Genomic DNA, 16500 nt, shown 5'->3' on the forward strand with positions numbered 1-16500 from the left:
GACTACTCCCCGGATGGGCCCCAGATCCCGGCCATCCAGTCCTCCACGTCCTCGGGCTTCCGCGGGAGGGCGGCACTCAGGTTGACCGGCCCGTCGGCGGTCATCAGGACGTCGTCCTCGATCCGCACGCCGATGCCCCGGTACTCCTCGGGCACGGCGAGGTCCTCGTCCTTGAAGTACAGGCCGGGCTCGATCGTGAACACCATGCCCTCGGTCAGCACGCCGTCCAGGTACAGTTCCCGCTTCGCCTGGGCGCAGTCGTGCACGTCCATGCCGAGGTGGTGGCTGGTGCCGTGCGGCATCCACCGTCGGTGGTGCTGGCCCTCATCCGCGAGCGCTTCCTCGAGCGTGACCGGCAGCAGTCCCCAGGCATCGAGGTTCTCGGCGAGGACGGTGACGGCGGCGAGGTGGATCTCACGGAACTTCCGGCCGGGCTGCGCTGCGGCGAAGCCGGCGTCCGCCGCGTCGAGCACCGCCTGGTAGACCTTCCGCTGGACGTCGGAGTATCGGCCGTTGACGGGAAGGGTCCGGGTGATGTCTGCGGTGTACAGGCTCTCCGCTTCGACGCCGGCGTCGAGGAGCAGGAGCTCCCCGGCCTTCACCTGCCCGGTGTTGCGGATCCAGTGGAGGGTGGTCGCGTTGTTGCCGGAGGCCGCGATGGTGTCGTAGCCGAGGTCGTTGCCCTCCTCGCGGGCCCGCGTGAAGAAGGCGCCCTCCACGACGCGCTCGCCGCGGGGGTGGCTGATGGCGCGGGGGAGGGAGCGGACCACCTCGTGGAATCCGCTGACGGTCGCCGCGACGGCGGCCTCCATCTGCTCGATCTCCCAGGCGTCCTTGATGAGCCGCAGCTCGGACAGGGCCTCGGCGAGCACGGCGTCCAGGGCGTCGGCCTTCTCCAGGTCCACCCCCGTGTTGATGCGTGAGGTGTCCACGAGGGCGTCGGCGTTGAGGTCCACCTCCCGGAGCAGGCGGATCCCGGTTCCGCCGATCTCGACCACACCGGCGTCCTTGGTGATGGCGACCTCGAGGTCGCCGAGGTCCGCGGTCTCGAGGGCGAGCTGAGCCTTGATCTGCGCCATGGACAGCCGCTGGCCGATCCAGAACTCGCCGTACCGGGCGTTGGCGTAGAACTCCGCGCTGTCCCGTCCCGCCAGTTCGCGGAAGTACAGCGTGGCGACGTGGTGGCCGCCGTCGTCGCCCGTCCCGGGATCGACGGGCTCGAGGACGAGGACGGCGTCCGGCTCGTGGTCGAGGCCGAGGCCCGTCAGGTGGGCCAACCCGGAGTGCGGGCGGTACCGGTAGTCGGTGTCGTTCGAGCGGACCTTGAACGGACCGGCCGGGATCACCAGGCGCTCGCCGGGGAAGCGGTCGGAGACGGCACGCCGGCGTCGGGCGGCGTGCGCGGCGACGGGCGCCTCGGGCGGCAGCTCCTCCGAGGACCGGGCCCAGTCGCCGGCCATGAAGGCCTTGAAGGCGTCGGAATCGGGCCGCTGCGAGCGGTTCTCGTTCCGATCGGAGAGGGGCTGGCCCTCGGGGGAGTCGGTGGGATTCAGGCCTGCGGGTGCGGTGTCGTCGGTGCTCACCCCGTCATCGTCTCACCGGGGCGGCATGGCAGGAAAGTCGGGCCGTTGAGGAGTCCGGGCGCCGAGGTGTGGAGCAGCAGCAGCGACGACAGCGACAGGACACCCCACGACGACGATCGCGATCGCCATCGTCCGGGCAGGACAGCGGGCCGCCCCTCCTCGCTCCTGCGGACGATCACCGCAGGAGCGAGGAGGGGCGTGTCGCGGGGAAGCTCGTCCTGCTCATCGCCGAACACCGCCGGGGAGTCGACAGGAGCTGCCCCCTCCCGGCGCGTAGATTGGATCCGGTGAGAATCGACCTGCACACGCACTCCAACGTCTCGGACGGCACCGAGGACCCCGACGTCCTGATCGCCTCCGCCGCGACCGCAGGCCTCGACGCCGTCGCGCTGACCGACCACGACTCGACCGCGGGGTGGAGCAGGGCATTCACCGCGGCCGGCGCACTGGGGATCACCTTCGTCCCGGGTATGGAGGTCTCCTGCCGCACGGACACCGGCATCAGCGTGCACGTCCTGTCGTATCTGCACGATCCGCTGCACGCCGGGCTGGGCGAGGAGATCGCCAAGTCGCGGCACGCACGCCTCACGCGGGCCCGCCGGATGGTCGAGCTCATGTCCGAGGACTACCCGATCACGTGGGAACTGGTGCAGGAGCACGTGACCGAGGGCGCGACCGTGGGACGTCCGCACATCGCCGATGCCCTGATCGCGCTCGGGATCGTGACGAGCCGGTCCGAGGCCTTCGAGCGCATCCTGACCGCGCGGTCGCCGTACTGGGTCAGCCACTACGCACCGCATCCGGCAGCCGCCGTCGCGCTCATCCGCGAGGCGGGCGGCGTCCCGGTCTTCGCGCATCCGTCCGCGTTCAACCGCGGGGCCGTGGTGGGCGGCGCCGTCATCGACGAGATGATCGACGCCGGGCTCCTGGGCCTCGAGGTGGAGCACCGGGACAACCCGGAGGGCGCCCGCGTCGAGCTGCGGCGCATCGCCCGCGACAACGGCCTGCTCGTGACCGGCTCCAGCGACTACCACGGCACCGGCAAGCCGAACCTGCTCGGCGAGAACGTGACGAGCGCGGAGACCCTCGAGGCGATCATCGGTCTGGCCACCGGGACCCGGGCGGGCTGACGGGCGTTCCGGTCCGCCTTCCGGGCACCAGCGGCCTGCAGGACGGATGCCCGGTGGACCGGCTAGGGCGCTCCGGTCCAGGGGGCGAGGCGCCGCTCCATGATCTCGATGGCCTGCGGATTGCTGTCGACGCAGACGAAGCGGCGGCCGAGCTTGCCGGCGACGGCGCCCAGGGTCCCCGACCCCGCGAAGAAGTCCAGGACCCAGTCGCCCTCGCGGCTGCTCGCGGCGACGGCACGCCGCAGCAGCCCCTCGGGCTTCTGCGTGGGATAGCCGGTCTTCTCCCGGCCGGTCGGGGACACGATGGTGTGCCACCACACGTCGGTGGGCAGCTTGCCGAGCGCCGCCTTCTCCGCCGTCACGAGGCCGGGAGCCATGTAGGGTTCCCGGTCCACCTCGTCGCTGCTGAAGTGGTACCCGGCCGGGTCCTTCACGTACACGAGGATGTTGTCGTGCTTCGCGGGCCACTTCCGCTTCGCCCGGGCGCCGTAGTCATAGGCCCAGATGATCTCGTTCAGGAAGCAGTCGCGCCCGAAGAGGGCGTCCAGCATCACCTTGGCGTAGTGCACCTCGCGGTAGTCGAGGTGCACGTAGAGCGTGCCGTCGGCGGCGAGGAGTCGCCAGGCTTCGGCGAGCCGTGGGGCGAGGAAGTCCCAGTAGTCCTCGAACACGTCGTCGTAGCTCGCGAGGATGCCCTTCACGGTCGAGTAGGACTGTCCCTTGAAGCCCACGCGGTCACCTGACCCCGGGGCCGCCCGCACCATCGAGGTCTGCTGCCGCCGCTGCGCACGGCCGGTGTTGAACGGCGGATCGACGTAGATCATGCTGAACGACGCATCGGGCAGGATGGGCAGGTACTGCGCGTTGTCGGCGTGGACCACGAGATTGGCGCCGTCCGCGCTCCACACGGGAGACACGGACGGCGCAGGAAGTTCCGTCACCGAGGACTAGTCCTCCGAGCCGCCGGCAGGGTTCCCGACGACCTCGCCGTTGCGGCGACGCGTTCGGCTCCGGCGGGGGCGGTCGCCCGCAGCCGTCTCGCCGGACACGGCGTCGGCGGTACGACGGCGGCGTCCGCCCTCGGGGTCGGCTGCCCCGGTCGCTGCGGGTGCTGCAGCGGACGACGTCGACTCGGCGGGACCGTTGCTGTCCGCTCCGCGGCCGCCGCGGCCGCGGCCTCGCGAACCCCTGCCGGAGTCGCGCTGCTGTCCGCCTGCTGCGCCGTCGCGGCTCTGGCCACCCCGCCCGCCGTCTCGGCTCTGTCCGCGACCGCCCGCGCCCGCGGCACCACCGGCGCCGTCCGGGCGCCCGCCGCCACGCTTGCCGGTCTCGCCGAGGTCCTCGAGGGTCTCGGCGTTGATCCCGGCGAGCTTGCGGTCCTTGCGGGGCAGCCGGCCCTTGGTGCCCTCGGGGATGTCCAGATCGGTGTACAGGTGCGGCGACGACGAGTAGGTCTCGATCGGCTCGGGCGCGTCGAGGCCGAGCGCCTTGTTGATCAGGCCCCAGCGGGGCACGTCGTCCCAGTCGACGAACGTGACCGCGGTGCCCTTCTTGCCGGCGCGGCCCGTGCGGCCCACGCGGTGCAGGTAGGCCTTCTCGTCCTCGGGGCACTGGTAGTTGATGACGTGCGTGATGTCCTCGACGTCAATGCCGCGGGCAGCGACCTCGGTGGCGACCAGCACGTCGATCTTGTCGCCGCGGAAGGCGCGCAGGGCCTGCTCGCGCGCTCCCTGGCCGAGGTCGCCGTGGATGGCGCCGGCCGCGAAGCCGCGGTCGATGAGCTCCTCGGAGAGCTTCGCCGCGGTGCGCTTGGTCTTGCAGAAGATGATGGTCCGGCCGCGGTTGCGGGATTGGAGGATCCGGGCCACGACCTCGGCCTTGTCGAGGTTGTGAGCCCGGTAGATGACCTGCCGGATGTCCTTCTTGGTGATGCCCTCGTCCTCGGGGTCCGCTGCCCGGATGTGCGTGGGCTGCGTCATGTAGCGGCGCGCCATCGCAATGACGGGGCCGGGCATGGTCGCGGAGAAGAGGAGTGTCTGGCGAACCGGCGGCGTCGCGGCGATGAGGGTCTCGACGTCGGGCAGGAACCCGAGGTCCAGCATCTCGTCGGCCTCGTCCAGCACCACGATCTTGACGTTCTTCAGGACCAGGAGCTTCTGCCGGTAGAGGTCGATCAGGCGGCCAGGGGTCCCGACCACGATCTCGACGCCCTTCTTGATGGCCTCGATCTGCGGCTCGTAGGCACGCCCGCCGTAGATGGTGACGATGCGCGCGTTGCGCTTCTTCGCCGCCGTCGTGAGGTCACCTGCCACCTGCACGGCGAGTTCGCGCGTGGGGACGACGACGAGGGCCTGCGGTGCACCGGGGACGGGCAGCTTCTCGTAGCCGGCGTCGTCCGGCCCGACGACACGCTGGATCGCCGGGATGCCGAAGCCGAGCGTCTTGCCGGTTCCGGTCTTGGCCTGGCCGATGATGTCGTGTCCGCCGAGCGCGATGGACAGGGTCATCGCCTGGATGGGGAAGGGGTGGGTGATGCCCGCATCCGCGAGGGATTCCACGATGTCCGGGCGGACGTTGAAGTCGGCGAAGGTCTCCGCGACGGGAGCGTGGGGCTCCTCGGTGGTGACCAGCGTCTCCTCGACGTCGATGGCGTCCTCGGAGTTGTCGGCGACGAGGTGGTGGGCGTCGGCCGCGGGGGAACTGTTCGTGTCGTGATCTGTGTTGTGCACGTTCTACCGTTCATTCAGGCCGTACGGCCGCTGAGGCTCGACGCCCGGATGGAGTCCATCCGGTGCGGAGCGTATCGGCGGGCGCAGGGCGTCCAGTGGAAGCCGATCGCGGGCTTGCAACTGCGTGCGGGCTGCGGAGGGAGACCTGCGCCCGCGGGAAAACTCGGGATCGAGTAGGTACTGCGGGTTATCGAAGAGGGATAACGACCGGGCATCCATTACTACGCTCCAAGCCTACCCTGCCCGCCCCCGGGAGCGTGTCATCGCCCGGCGCGTGCACGCCGCGCCGGGTGCGGGGTCACCGCGCGTCAGTGGGTTTGACCTCGAAGCGGAGGCGCCGGCGGGCGATGTCCGCCTCGAGCAGCACCACCGTCACGCGCTCTCCCGCCACCAGTTCCCCGTAGCACTTCGCCTCCAGCGGCGGCTCGGTGACCTGGACCGTGCCCGAGAGCCGCGGTGCCTGCTTCCCGGGTGCGTCCGCCACGGCGGGTGGGGAGGCCTGCAGGACGACGGCGGAGAACGCCTCGCCGATGCGGTTGCTCAGCAGCGCGGCCTGCACGGCGTCCATGGCTCCGGAGTCGAGGCGTGACGCCGTCTGGTTGGACGACGCCATGAGGGCGTTGAGGTCGGGAAGGACGTCCCGCACCCAGGCGGGCACCTCCTCGCCCGCGCAGAGCGATGCGCAGATCACGAGGACGAAGCGGTCGACGAGCCGGCGCAGGGGAGCGGTGGTGTGCGCGTAGGGGGCGGCGATGGCGGACTGGACGACGGCCTCGGGCACCTCGCCGTCGAAGGCCGTGTAGCCGGCGCCGCGGAAGAGCGAGGCCGCGGCGTGCATGAGGGCCAGCTGCCGGGGATCGGTCACGTCTAGCGTGCGGAGGAACGCGCCGTAGGGGAGGTCCTCGGGCCACGGGTGGTCGAGCGCCTCCGACTGCCGCCGGAACTTGCCGAGCGCGCCGTCGTCGGGCTCGGGCATGGTGCGCAGGACGCCGATGCCGCCGTCGATCATCATGCGCGCGGCCGCCATGCCCGTCATGAGCGAGATCTGGGCGTTCCAGTCCTCGCAGGGGAGCGCCGGCTCGGTGAGGATGCTGTAGCTCTCGCCGTCGTGGATGATCTCCTGGCGGGGGAGGTTGAGGCTGGCTCCGCCGCGGTCGAGTTCCTGCTGGATGCGGAGCAGGCCGATCTCCTGCAGGAGCTCGAGCTGCGCGTCCGCCCTGCCGGCGTCCACGTCCGCCTGGACCTCCGCATAGGTGAGCTGGCGGCGGCTGCGCACCACGGCCCGCTCGACCGTCACCGATCGGACGACGGCGGCAGCGTCCAGCCGGAAGTGCCAGACGAAGGCGGGCCGGTCCTCCTCGGGCAGGAGACTTGCGGCGTCCTCGGAGATGACCTCGGGATGCAGTGAGATGCGGCCGTCCGGAGCGTACATCGTCTGTCCGCGCAGCCGTGCCTCGGCGTCGATCGCGCCGCCCGGAGCAACGAACAGCGGGACGTCCGCGATGGCGTACCAGACCTCGAACCCGCCCGCGGGCTCCGGGAGGCGGGCCAGATGGACGGCCTGGTCGAGGTCGGTGGACCCCGGCGGGTCGATGGTCAGGAACGGGAGGTCACGGAGGTCTGCACTCGGCGGGCGGTGCGCGGCAACCGCCTCCTCCGCCTCCCGCAGCACGTCGGCCGGGAAGTCCTCCCTGATGTCGAGTTCCTCGCGCAGGAGTCGCAGCGACTCCGTGAGGCGCTGCTGGGACTCCCGGTCCCTCAGATCCATATGCTGTGCTGGCACAGGGCTCAGGGTAATGCACGTCACAGGCATCCGGTGCGAGCACGGCCCGGTGGCGCTGCGGACCCTGTCCGGTGTCGGCCGGGGCGCGCGGGCGTCCGGATCCTGCCGTCAGTCGGTCGGCGGGCGCAGGGAGTCGACGGCCTTCGCGACGCGGCGCGTCCGTGTATCCGCCCCCTTGGCCTGCTCGATCGGCACCACGAGGGCCTTCCGCCGGCTGACGGACAGGGCGTCGAACGCGGCGACGAGCCGCGGATCCGACGACAGGGCGACGGCGAGATCCTCCGGCACGTCGACCGTCCGCTCGGCGAGGTCCAGTTCGAGGCGGACGTGCACGGTCTGGCGCGCGGTCAACCCTGCGGCAGCGCGGTGATCGCCGCTGACGGGGATCATCGCGCGGCCGTTCAGGGAACCGACGGTGGTGCGGAACGTGTAGGAGCCGAGCGTCACCCGGACCGGCGGGCGCCGTCCGCCGTCGAGCGCGGCAAGGACCTCCTCGGGCACCTCGATGCCGGTCGCGGTGCGGCCCGAGAGCTCGAGGACACCCGAGAAATCCATCCGGTCCTGCCTTCCGCCCGGCATCCTGCCGGGGCCTCGTCCGTCCGTGCGATGATCACCCGCCACGGTCCGGAGGTGATGATCCTAGACCGCTTCGGCGCGCCGGGGACAGAGGGATCCGCACACGGGCCTCGGACGCGCTTGCCGGACCCCCCGGAGTGCGTACTCTTAGCAGAATGAACAACGGCTCCTCCGACAGCACGGCCCTTTCCGCGACCGATACGGGCCGGACGCAGGACCGGTCTGCCGGAGCATCTGTCGGCGCCGGTGCGCCGACGTCACCGGCTGGACCCGGTGCGCGGCATGCATCGGTCCCGGCCGATGCCGGGCAGCTGCCGGCGAGTGCCGCGGACGACGCACTCGGCAACCCCCGCTACGCGAGCTTCGTCACCGACCTCCTCGGTGTCATCGCCTACGGTGAGCTGTCCGGTTTCGAGCGACTCTCCTCCGATGCCCGTTTCTCGCCCAGCCTCGCGGACCGGGCCAGCCTCGGGCGGCTCGCAGTCCTCGAGTTCGAGCACTTCGAGCTGGTCAGCCGGTTCGTGGCCGGTCTCGGCGTCACGATCGAGGACGCCATGGCGCCGTTCCAGGCCTCGATCGATGCCTTCCACGAGCGCACCCGCCCGGGCGACTGGTACGAGTCCCTGATGAAGGCCTATGTCATCGACGCCTTCTCCGGCGACTTCTACCGGGCGCTCGCCGACAGCCTGGACCCGAGAACCCGTGACCTGATCGGCGCGATCGACTCGGGCGACGGCGCCGCGCACCTCCAGCGGCGCCTGAAGGAGGCCCTGGCGGACGATCCGCGGCTCGCCTCCCGGCTCGCGCTCTGGGGGCGGAGGCTCGTGGGAGAGGCCCTGACGCAGGCTCAGCGCGTCGGGATCGAGCGGGAGTACCTGGCGGGACTGCTCTTCGCCAACGAGGCCGACCACACGCAGCACACCACCGCCCTGTTCTCGCAGCTCACGAGGAACCATTCGCGGCGCATGAGCGCGCTGGGCCTCACGGCCTGACGCCCGGCGCCGGTCGAGGGACCGGGCACCGGTGCCCGCCGCGCCGTCCGCACCCTGCCTCGCCCCGGCACAGCTCCCGACAGGGGCCGGACACACGAGAACCCGCGGCCGATGATCGGGGCCGCGGGTTCTCGTCGGACGAAGGATCAGGAGTGCTAGAGGGCGCCGAACCCGACGCGGCGGGATTCCTCGGCGCCGATCTCCACGTACCCGAGGACGGAGGTCGGGACGATGACCTGGCGACCCTTGGAGTCCTTCAGGCGGAGCTCGGAACCGCCGCCCATGGCTGCTGCGACGAGGTCGGCGATGGCGTCGGCGCTCTCGGAGGACTCGAGCACGATCTCCCGGTTGACGTTCTGGATACCGATCTTGACTTCCACGGCGGATGCCTCCTGTGTAGTGAGCGTTACTGCTTCGAACCTACTCTAGATCTCCTTGGGGAAGCGGCTGATTCCGCGCCAAGCTAAACGGTAGATCAGCTCCGCGGCGGCATCGATGTCGAGGCTGCCATCCGTCTCGAGCCAGTAGCGGGCGCTGATCTGTGCCATCCCGGCGAGGCCCCGGCCCAGGAGCGTCGCCTCCACCGTCGAGAGCTGGGTGTCGCCGGCGATCACGCCGGCGATCGCGCTCGCGAACTGCGCGTTGAACTCCTCGAGCCTGCTGCTGACGTCGGGCTCGTTGCTGATGTCCGACTCGAAGACGAGCCGGTGCGCCCGGCTGTCCTGGGCGATGAACTGGAAGTAGGCGCGCATCGTCGCGTGCACGCGCAGCTTGTTGTCGTCGGTGGAACGCAGGGCGTCGTGGAGCAGCTGGGTGAGCTCGGCCAGGTGGCTGTCCAGCAGGGCGAGGTACAGGTCCCGCTTCCCGGGGAAGTGCTGGTACAGCACGGGTTTGCTGACCTTGGCCGCGACCGCGATGTCGTCCATCGCGGCCCCGTGGTAGCCGTTGCCGACGAACACCTCCTGCGCTGCCGCCAGGAGTTGCCGACGTCGCTCGTCCCGCGGCAGCCGGACGGCTTTTCCTGCGGTGCTCGGGTCGGCGCTCACGGGGAATCCTCGGGTCCTGGGGGCGGATGGGGCCAGATCAGTCTACCCATCAGTCCTCCTGCGATGGCTCCACCGGTGCGCGGCGGAATACCCTTGGGCATGACCGCTTCACCGACCGCTCCGAACACTTCCGCCGACGTCGGGACACCGATCGGGACGCCGACGGGGGCGCCGTCCGGGCCGTCGGTCGGGGCGCGTTCCGGGACGCCGCCCACGACCGTGTCCGGTCTGCCCGCGCTCGTGGAGCCGGCAGCCGGCCTCACCCCCGAGGAGATCCTGCGCTACTCGCGCCACCTGATCATCCCGGGCTTCGGCATGGAGGCGCAGCTGCGGCTGAAGAACGCCCGGGTGCTGGTGATCGGCGCCGGCGGCCTCGGTTCGCCCGCGCTGCTCTACCTCGCGGCAGCGGGCGTCGGCCTCCTCGGGATCGTGGACGACGACGACGTCGAGCTCTCCAACCTGCAGCGGCAGGTCATCCACGGCATGGCCGACCTCGGGCGGTCCAAGGCGGAGTCCGCCCGGGCGAGCATCCTGGAGCTCAACCCGCTCGTCGGCGTGGTGCTGCACGAGGAGCGACTCGACCGCGGGAACGCGCTGGACCTGTTCTCGCAGTACGACCTGATCGTCGACGGCACCGACAACTTCGCCACGCGCTACCTGGTGAACGACGCCGCGGCGATCCTCGGCAAGCCCTACGTCTGGGGGTCGATCCTGCGCTTCGACGGCCAGGTGAGTGTCTTCTGGCAGGGCCACGGACCGACCTACCGCGACCTCTACCCGGAGGCGCCGCCGCCCGGCTCCGTACCCTCCTGCGCCGAGGGCGGGGTGCTCGGCGTGCTCTGCGCGCAGATCGGTTCGGTCATGGTCAACGAGGCCATCAAGCTGATCACGGGCGTGGGCACCACCCTCCTCGGGCGGGTCCTGGTGTTCAATGCACTGGACATGAGCTGGCGCGAGCTGCGCGTGCGCCCCGACCCGTCGGCGGAGCGGATCACGGAGCTGATCGACTACGAGCAGTTCTGCGGGCTGCCCTCGGTCGTTTCCGGTTCCGGTTCCGGTTCCGGTTCCGGCGACGCCGGCACGGCCGGGACGAGCGAGGACGGGCCGGTTCCCCTGGTCACGGTGGACGAGCTGGCGGAACTCCTGGCCGCACGGTCCGCCGGCAGCGTGGACTTCGACCTGCTGGACGTCCGGAACCCGGAGGAGTACGCGATCGTCGCCATCGAGGGAGCCCGGCTGGTCCCGCAGCACCTCATCCTCGACGGCGAGGACCGGATCGATGCCGCCCGTCCCGTGATCGTCCACTGCAAGTCAGGAGTGCGCTCGGCCGCCGTCGTCCGCTTCCTCCGTGCGCAGGGCCACCCCGACGCGCGGTCCGTGCAGGGCGGGATCATCGAATGGATCGGCCGGATCGAGCCCGGGAAGCCGAGGTACTGAGCGGCGTCCCCGGGGGGACGGGACGGCCGCGACGGTCGCAGGGGACTGGCGGAGTCAGGCGCTCCGGGCGGGGCGCCCGTGATCGACGGGGCACACGGCGCCATCGCGGTGGATATGGCCGGTGTGCGGCGGAACGGCAGGCGGCAGGGCCGCGTCCGAGGTCCCGGTCCCCTTCTCGGCCGCTGGAGCCACCTCGATGCCGTAGAGGGCCTCGAGTGCTGCGGTGTACTCGTCCTGGCGACCCTCGGCGGCGAGCTCACGCGCCCGTACGGTCGGGACGTGGAGAAGCTGGCGGACCATGCGGCGGAGGGCGAACTCGACCTCCTCGGCGGCAGCCGTGCACCCGTGCTGCGCCCGGACGCGCTCCATCTCGGAATCGAGCACGGCCTGCGTGTGCTGCCGGAGGGCGACGATCGCAGCGTTCATCGCGCGGGTCGCCTGCTGCTCCTCGAAGGTGCGGGCGGCGTCGCGCACGAGGTCGCTGGCCTGGGCGAGCGCGTCCGCCTGCTCCTCGGGGGCCGCTGCTCGGACGGATTCGAGCGTGATGAGCTCGACGTCGTCGAGCATGCCGACGGCGGGATCGAAGTCGTGGCTGAGGGCGAGATCGATCACGACGAGCGGCCGGTTGCCGCCCTCGCGGATCCGCTGGAGGTCGGCCGCATCGATCCGCGCGTCGCTGCCGCTGCAGCCGATGACGACGTCGGCGCGGCGCATCGCTCCGGGGAGGTCGGCGGCGGTGACGGCAGTGCCGCCGCGCGTGGCGACGAAGGCCTCGGCGCGACCGGACGAGGAGAACACCGAGATGTCGGTGCAGCCACGGTCCTTGAGTGCTGCCATGGTGGCGCCCGCGTAGGCGCCGGTCCCGAAGAGCACGACCGTCTTCCGTGACCAGTCGGCGTCCGCGGAGATGTCCCCGGCGAGTTCGAGGGCCACGGAGACGATCGAGCGGCCGCGGCTGCCGAGCGCGGTCTGCGCCCCGACGTCCTTCGCGGTCCTCGACGCGGCCTGGAAGAGACGGACGAGCCCGCCGCTCGCAGCCCCCGAACCCTGCGCGTCGATGAGGGCGCGCCGGACCTGGCCGGCGATCTCGCGCTCGCCGATCACGGCGGAATCCAGTCCGGCGCCGACGGCGAAGAGGTGTTCGGCGACGTCCTGGCCGGTATGGGTCTCGAAGGATGCCGAGACGGACTGCTCGGGAATGCCGGAGTACTCGCTGATCGTCGAGACGATGGCGGATCGTGCCGCTTCGACGTCGTCCTCGGACGGTGCCTCGGCGTAGATCTCGAAGCGGTTGCAGGTGGCCAGCACGACGGCGCCGGAGACAGCCCTGTCATCGGCGAGCACGGCGGCAGGGACCTGGGGGGCCCCGACGCTCAGTCGGGCGACCGTCTCCAGGTCCACATTCGAGTGTGTCGCTACAAGTGAAAGAAGTACCACAACCCCTCGATCATACCGAGAACGGCCCTTCCCCACTGAATAGGCCAGCCTTACCGGAGCTTGCAATCCGCGGAATCCTGCGGAATCCTGCCCCACTCGGACGGGCGTGATCTTGGGCACGCCCGGCCGGCCCGTGGCGGCGCCGGTTATCCAAACGCTGTGAACTTCGGCAGAATCGGCGGTATGGACCTTGGAGCATCGCACCCGCTGGTCGACGGACGCACGTCCGGCTCGGCACTCATCTCCGCCTATCGCGGGCAGACGCCGCATCGGCGGCCCGTGTGGTTCATGCGCCAGGCCGGCCGCTCCCTGCCGGAGTACCGGGCCCTCCGCGCGGGGACCGACATGCTCGAGTCGTGCCTCGATCCGGAGATGGCCTCGGAGATCACCCTGCAGCCCGTCCGCCGCCACGACGTCGATGCGGGCATCTTCTTCTCCGACATCGTCATCCCGCTCAAGCTCGCAGGCGTGGACGTGGACATCGTGCCGGGTGTGGGCCCGGTCCTCGGCTCGCCCATCCGCTCCGCGGCCGACGTCGCCGCCCTGCCCACACTGACCGATGAGGCGCTCGAGCCGATCAGGCAGGCGGTGGCCCTGACCGTGGCGCAGCTCGGGACCACGCCGCTCATCGGGTTCGCCGGCGCGCCCTTCACGCTCGCCGCGTACATGGTGGAGGGGAAGCCCTCCCGGGACCACCTGGGTCCGCGCACCATGATGCACGCCGATCCCGGGACGTGGTCCGCGCTCACCGACTGGGCGGCGGACGCCTCCGGCGCCTTCCTCCGCGCTCAACTCGAGGCGGGCGCCAGTGCGGCCCAGCTCTTCGACTCGTGGGCGGGTTCCCTGGGTCTCGCCGACTACCGCACGCACGTCGCGCCGGCCTCGCGCCGGGCCCTCGACCACGTGCGGGGCTCCGGCGCACCCCTCATCCACTTCGGCACCGGTACGTCGGAGCTCCTGGCGGCGATGCACGAGGTCGGCGTGGACGTGATCGGCGTCGACTACCGGCTGCCGCTGGACGAGGCTAACCGGCGCCTCGGCGGCTCGGTACCGCTCCAGGGCAACATCGACCCGGCACTGCTACCCGCGCCGTGGCCGGTGCTCGAACGCCATGTGCGCGAGGTCCTCGCAGCCGGCGCCTCGGCGCCCGGTCACGTGGTCAACCTCGGGCACGGCGTCCCCCCGGACACCGACCCCGACGTGCTCACGCGCGTCGTGGAGCTCATCCACTCCGTGGAGCCGTAGGCATGGACAAGGCGGTCGGGCGTGGCCGGCGGGAGACGCCCGCCGGCGCCGCAGCAGTGGATCGCGGGGCAGGTGGCCGGACCGGCGCCGTCGTCGGGTCCGGTCCCGCCGCGTCCGCGGACGGGCTTTCGCTCGCGGCTTCCCCACCGGCGGTAGCTCAGGCAGCCCCGGCGACCATGCCCGCAGCGGCAGCGGCAGCGCCGCCCGCACCCGCACGGGAGGCGGCAGCGGACGACGGCGCGGCCGCGGCACCCGCCCGCCGCCGGACCGTGGTCATCGGCGGAGGGCTGGCCGGCCTCGTCGCCGCGCGGACCCTGCTGGCCCGCGGACTGGCCGTCACGCTCCTGGAACGGTCCGATCGTTTCGGCGGGACCGTGGACGGCAGATCGCTCGGAGGATTCCAGCTCGACAGCGGTGCCGAGTCCTTCTCGACGCGCTCGGCCACCGTCCCGGCGCTCGCCGGAGAGCTCGGACTCGGTGACCGCATCGTCACGCCCGATGCCACGGGTGCCTGGGTGCAGCTGCCCGGCAGGGACCTCCGGGCGGCGGCGCAGCCCCTGCCGAACTCCGGGGTCCTCGGCATCCCCGCTGATCCGGGCGATCCCGCCATCACCGCGGTGATCGGCCGGGCAGGGTCGCTGCGCGCGGCCCTGGACAGGGTGCTGCCCGTGGGATCGCTGGCGACCCGCAGCGGAGTCAGCCTCGGTGAACTCGTCCGCACGCGGATGGGGGAGGAGGTGCTGACGCGCCTGGTCGCGCCCGTCGCCGGTGGTGTGTTCTCCGCCGACCCGGACGATCTCGACGTCGACTCGGTGGCCCCCGGGCTCCGGGCGACCATGGGACGGCTGGGATCCCTCGGTGCGGCGGCCGGAGCGCTGCGTAAGGCCGCACCGGCGGGGGCCGCCGTCGGTGGCCTCGACGGTGGCATCGCCCAGCTCCGCGATGCGCTCGTGGAGCAGCTCAGGGCCGACGGCGCCGACCTGCGGACGGGAGAGCAGGTCTCCGGCGTGACCCGCGACGGTGCGGGCTGGACGGTGACCACCGAGCACTCGACCCTGACCCGTCGCATCGGGGCGGACGCCGTCGTCGTGGCCACCGAGGGTCGCGCCGCCGTCGACCTGCTGGCTCCTGCCATCCCGGCCCTCGCCGACGAGCGCCCCGATCCGGTGCCCGGCGTCGCCCTGGTGACGATGATCGTGGACGTCCCCGAACTCGATGCCCGGCCGCGCGGGACGGGCGTCCTCGTGGCCCGGGGTGTCGAGGGGGTCGCCGCGAAGGCACTGACGCACTCGACCGCGAAGTGGGCGTGGCTGCGCGACCAGGCGGGTCCGGGCTCGCACGTCCTGCGGCTGTCCTTCGGGCGGGTGGGGGACACCCCGGCCGACGTCGGGCTCGCCTCACCGGACGAGCTCCTCTACCGGCACGCGCTCGCGGACGCCTCGACCCTGCTCGGTGTCGGCATCGACGAGGCGGACATCCTCGACTGGGACGTGGTGCGCTGGGCAGGCGCGCTGCCGCACGCCTCCGTGGGTCACCGCGAGCGCGTCGCCCGCATCCGGGGGGCAGTGGCCGCGGCTGCGGAGTCGCTCGCCGTGACCGGCGGATGGCTGGCAGGGACGGGACTCGTGGCCGTCATCGACGACGCGCGGGTGCGGGCGACAGCCCTTGCTGACGTCCTGCTGAGGGGCGACACCGGCGCCCCGATGTGACGTTCGTCTCTTCTACCGTTTGTAGAAGAGAAGGATTTCGAATCGTCTTCCGGCGGGGGCAGACTAGTACCATGACTGAGCCGAACGGTAGCAACCCCGCCCACGCTCCACAGCAGACCGGAGAGGGCGCCGAAGCCCCGGGTGAGTTGTTCTACACGCTCTGGACGGTCTTCAAGCGGGGTTCCGCGACGACCGATTCCGGTGCCCACACGCTCGACGAGGTCGTCGCCTCCTTCGAGCAGGACGGCGTGGTGCTCCGTGGCTTCTACGACGTCTCCGCGATGCGGGCCGACGCCGACGTCATGGTCTGGCTGCACGGGCCCCGCCCGGAGGACCTCCAGATGGCGGTCCGCAGGCTCAGGAGGACCGAGATGTTCGCCGAGACCACCATGGTGTGGTCCGCCATGGGCGTGCACCGCGACGCCGAGTTCTCGAAGTCCCACAGCCCGGCGTTCTCCCGCGGGGTGGCTCCGGCGGAGTGGGTCTGCGTGTACCCCTTCGTCCGCTCCTACGAGTGGTACATCCTGCCCACCGACGAGCGCCGGGAGATGCTCATGGATCACGGGCTGAAGGGCCGGAAGTATCCCCAGGTCATCTCCAACACCGTGTCATCCTTCGCCCTCAACGACTACGAATGGATCCTGGCACTCGAGGCTCCGGACCTCGTCGACCTCGTCGACCTGATGCGATACCTGCGGGAGACCGAAGCACGCCGCCACGTGCGCGAGGAAGTGCCGTTCTACACCGGCCGGCGGATCAACCACGACGAGATTGCAGAGGTGCTCCAGTGACGACACAGGCATTCAACCCCCTCGACGGAGTCGACGAGAACG

Annotated in this window: 15 protein-coding genes; 6 read left to right on the forward strand and 9 right to left on the reverse strand. The window is 71.3% G+C overall.

Features of this window, described 5'->3' with window-relative positions; genetic code table 11:
* Positions 1-2: 2 nt before the first annotated feature.
* Positions 3-1583 carry an aminopeptidase P family protein gene (locus ACTIMO_RS09140; RefSeq protein WP_448182198.1) on the reverse strand — a complete coding sequence of 527 codons (1581 nt, stop codon included), beginning with the start codon at positions 1581-1583 and terminating at the stop codon, positions 3-5.
* Entirely contained in the window at positions 1580-1819 is a 240-nt protein-coding gene (locus ACTIMO_RS09145) for a hypothetical protein (protein ID WP_448182199.1), read from the reverse strand. The genes ACTIMO_RS09140 and ACTIMO_RS09145 overlap by 4 nt, the downstream gene beginning before the upstream one ends.
* Before the next feature lie 51 nt (positions 1820-1870).
* Between ACTIMO_RS09145 and ACTIMO_RS09150 the strand changes: the two genes are divergently transcribed.
* The gene (locus ACTIMO_RS09150) at positions 1871-2713 is read left to right on the forward strand and encodes a PHP domain-containing protein (protein WP_448182200.1); all 843 of its coding nucleotides are present in this window, start codon (positions 1871-1873) and stop codon (positions 2711-2713) included.
* Between the two features lie 62 nt (positions 2714-2775).
* Here the strand turns inward: ACTIMO_RS09150 and ACTIMO_RS09155 are convergent, their stop codons facing one another.
* The 4 genes from ACTIMO_RS09155 to ACTIMO_RS09170 form a co-directional block, all read right to left on the reverse strand.
* Positions 2776-3654: a DNA-methyltransferase gene (locus ACTIMO_RS09155; protein WP_448182201.1), complete on the reverse strand. Its 879-nt coding sequence runs from the start codon at positions 3652-3654 to the stop codon at positions 2776-2778.
* 6 nt (positions 3655-3660) lie between these two features.
* Positions 3661-5442 (reverse strand): DEAD/DEAH box helicase, encoded by a 1782-nt coding sequence (locus tag ACTIMO_RS09160; protein ID WP_448182202.1) that lies wholly within the window; start codon positions 5440-5442, stop codon positions 3661-3663.
* A 298-nt stretch (positions 5443-5740) separates the two neighbouring features.
* On the reverse strand, positions 5741-7225 hold the full coding sequence (locus tag ACTIMO_RS09165; RefSeq protein WP_448182203.1) for an RNB domain-containing ribonuclease: 1485 nt from the start codon (positions 7223-7225) through the stop codon (positions 5741-5743).
* 108 nt (positions 7226-7333) lie between these two features.
* On the reverse strand, positions 7334-7780 hold the full coding sequence (locus tag ACTIMO_RS09170; protein WP_422390276.1) for a YdeI/OmpD-associated family protein: 447 nt from the start codon (positions 7778-7780) through the stop codon (positions 7334-7336).
* A gap of 176 nt (positions 7781-7956) precedes the next feature.
* Here ACTIMO_RS09170 and ACTIMO_RS09175 point away from each other — a divergent pair, with 176 nt between their 5' ends.
* Positions 7957-8793 carry a ferritin-like fold-containing protein gene (locus ACTIMO_RS09175; RefSeq protein ID WP_082471296.1) on the forward strand — a complete coding sequence of 279 codons (837 nt, stop codon included), beginning with the start codon at positions 7957-7959 and terminating at the stop codon, positions 8791-8793.
* Positions 8794-8948: 155 nt separating this feature from the next.
* Here the strand turns inward: ACTIMO_RS09175 and ACTIMO_RS09180 are convergent, their stop codons facing one another.
* Together ACTIMO_RS09180 and ACTIMO_RS09185 are read right to left on the reverse strand one after the other, a co-directional pair.
* Positions 8949-9173: a DUF3107 family protein gene (locus ACTIMO_RS09180; protein ID WP_191931541.1), complete on the reverse strand. Its 225-nt coding sequence runs from the start codon at positions 9171-9173 to the stop codon at positions 8949-8951.
* A gap of 45 nt (positions 9174-9218) precedes the next feature.
* On the reverse strand, positions 9219-9839 hold the full coding sequence (locus ACTIMO_RS09185; RefSeq protein WP_422390274.1) for a TetR/AcrR family transcriptional regulator: 621 nt from the start codon (positions 9837-9839) through the stop codon (positions 9219-9221).
* A gap of 99 nt (positions 9840-9938) precedes the next feature.
* Between ACTIMO_RS09185 and moeB the strand changes: the two genes are divergently transcribed.
* Positions 9939-11276, forward strand: coding sequence for a molybdopterin-synthase adenylyltransferase MoeB (gene moeB, locus ACTIMO_RS09190; protein WP_448182204.1), 1338 nt, complete (start codon positions 9939-9941; stop codon positions 11274-11276).
* A 54-nt stretch (positions 11277-11330) separates the two neighbouring features.
* Here the strand turns inward: moeB and ACTIMO_RS09195 are convergent, their stop codons facing one another.
* Entirely contained in the window at positions 11331-12713 is a 1383-nt protein-coding gene (locus ACTIMO_RS09195; protein WP_448182205.1) for a glutamyl-tRNA reductase, read from the reverse strand.
* Positions 12714-12896: 183 nt separating this feature from the next.
* Between ACTIMO_RS09195 and hemE the strand changes: the two genes are divergently transcribed.
* From hemE to hemQ, 3 genes are all read left to right on the forward strand, one after another.
* Positions 12897-13958: a uroporphyrinogen decarboxylase gene (hemE, locus tag ACTIMO_RS09200; RefSeq protein WP_422390271.1), complete on the forward strand. Its 1062-nt coding sequence runs from the start codon at positions 12897-12899 to the stop codon at positions 13956-13958.
* 2 nt (positions 13959-13960) lie between these two features.
* Positions 13961-15667 carry a protoporphyrinogen oxidase gene (hemG, locus tag ACTIMO_RS09205; protein ID WP_448182206.1) on the forward strand — a complete coding sequence of 569 codons (1707 nt, stop codon included), beginning with the start codon at positions 13961-13963 and terminating at the stop codon, positions 15665-15667.
* Positions 15668-15738: 71 nt separating this feature from the next.
* Complete coding sequence (gene hemQ, locus ACTIMO_RS09210) at positions 15739-16458, forward strand: hydrogen peroxide-dependent heme synthase (RefSeq protein ID WP_082471300.1); 720 nt, start codon at positions 15739-15741, stop codon at positions 16456-16458.
* Positions 16459-16500 lie beyond the last annotated feature (42 nt).

It is taken from the genome of Arthrobacter sp. CP30 (assembly GCF_053470025.1).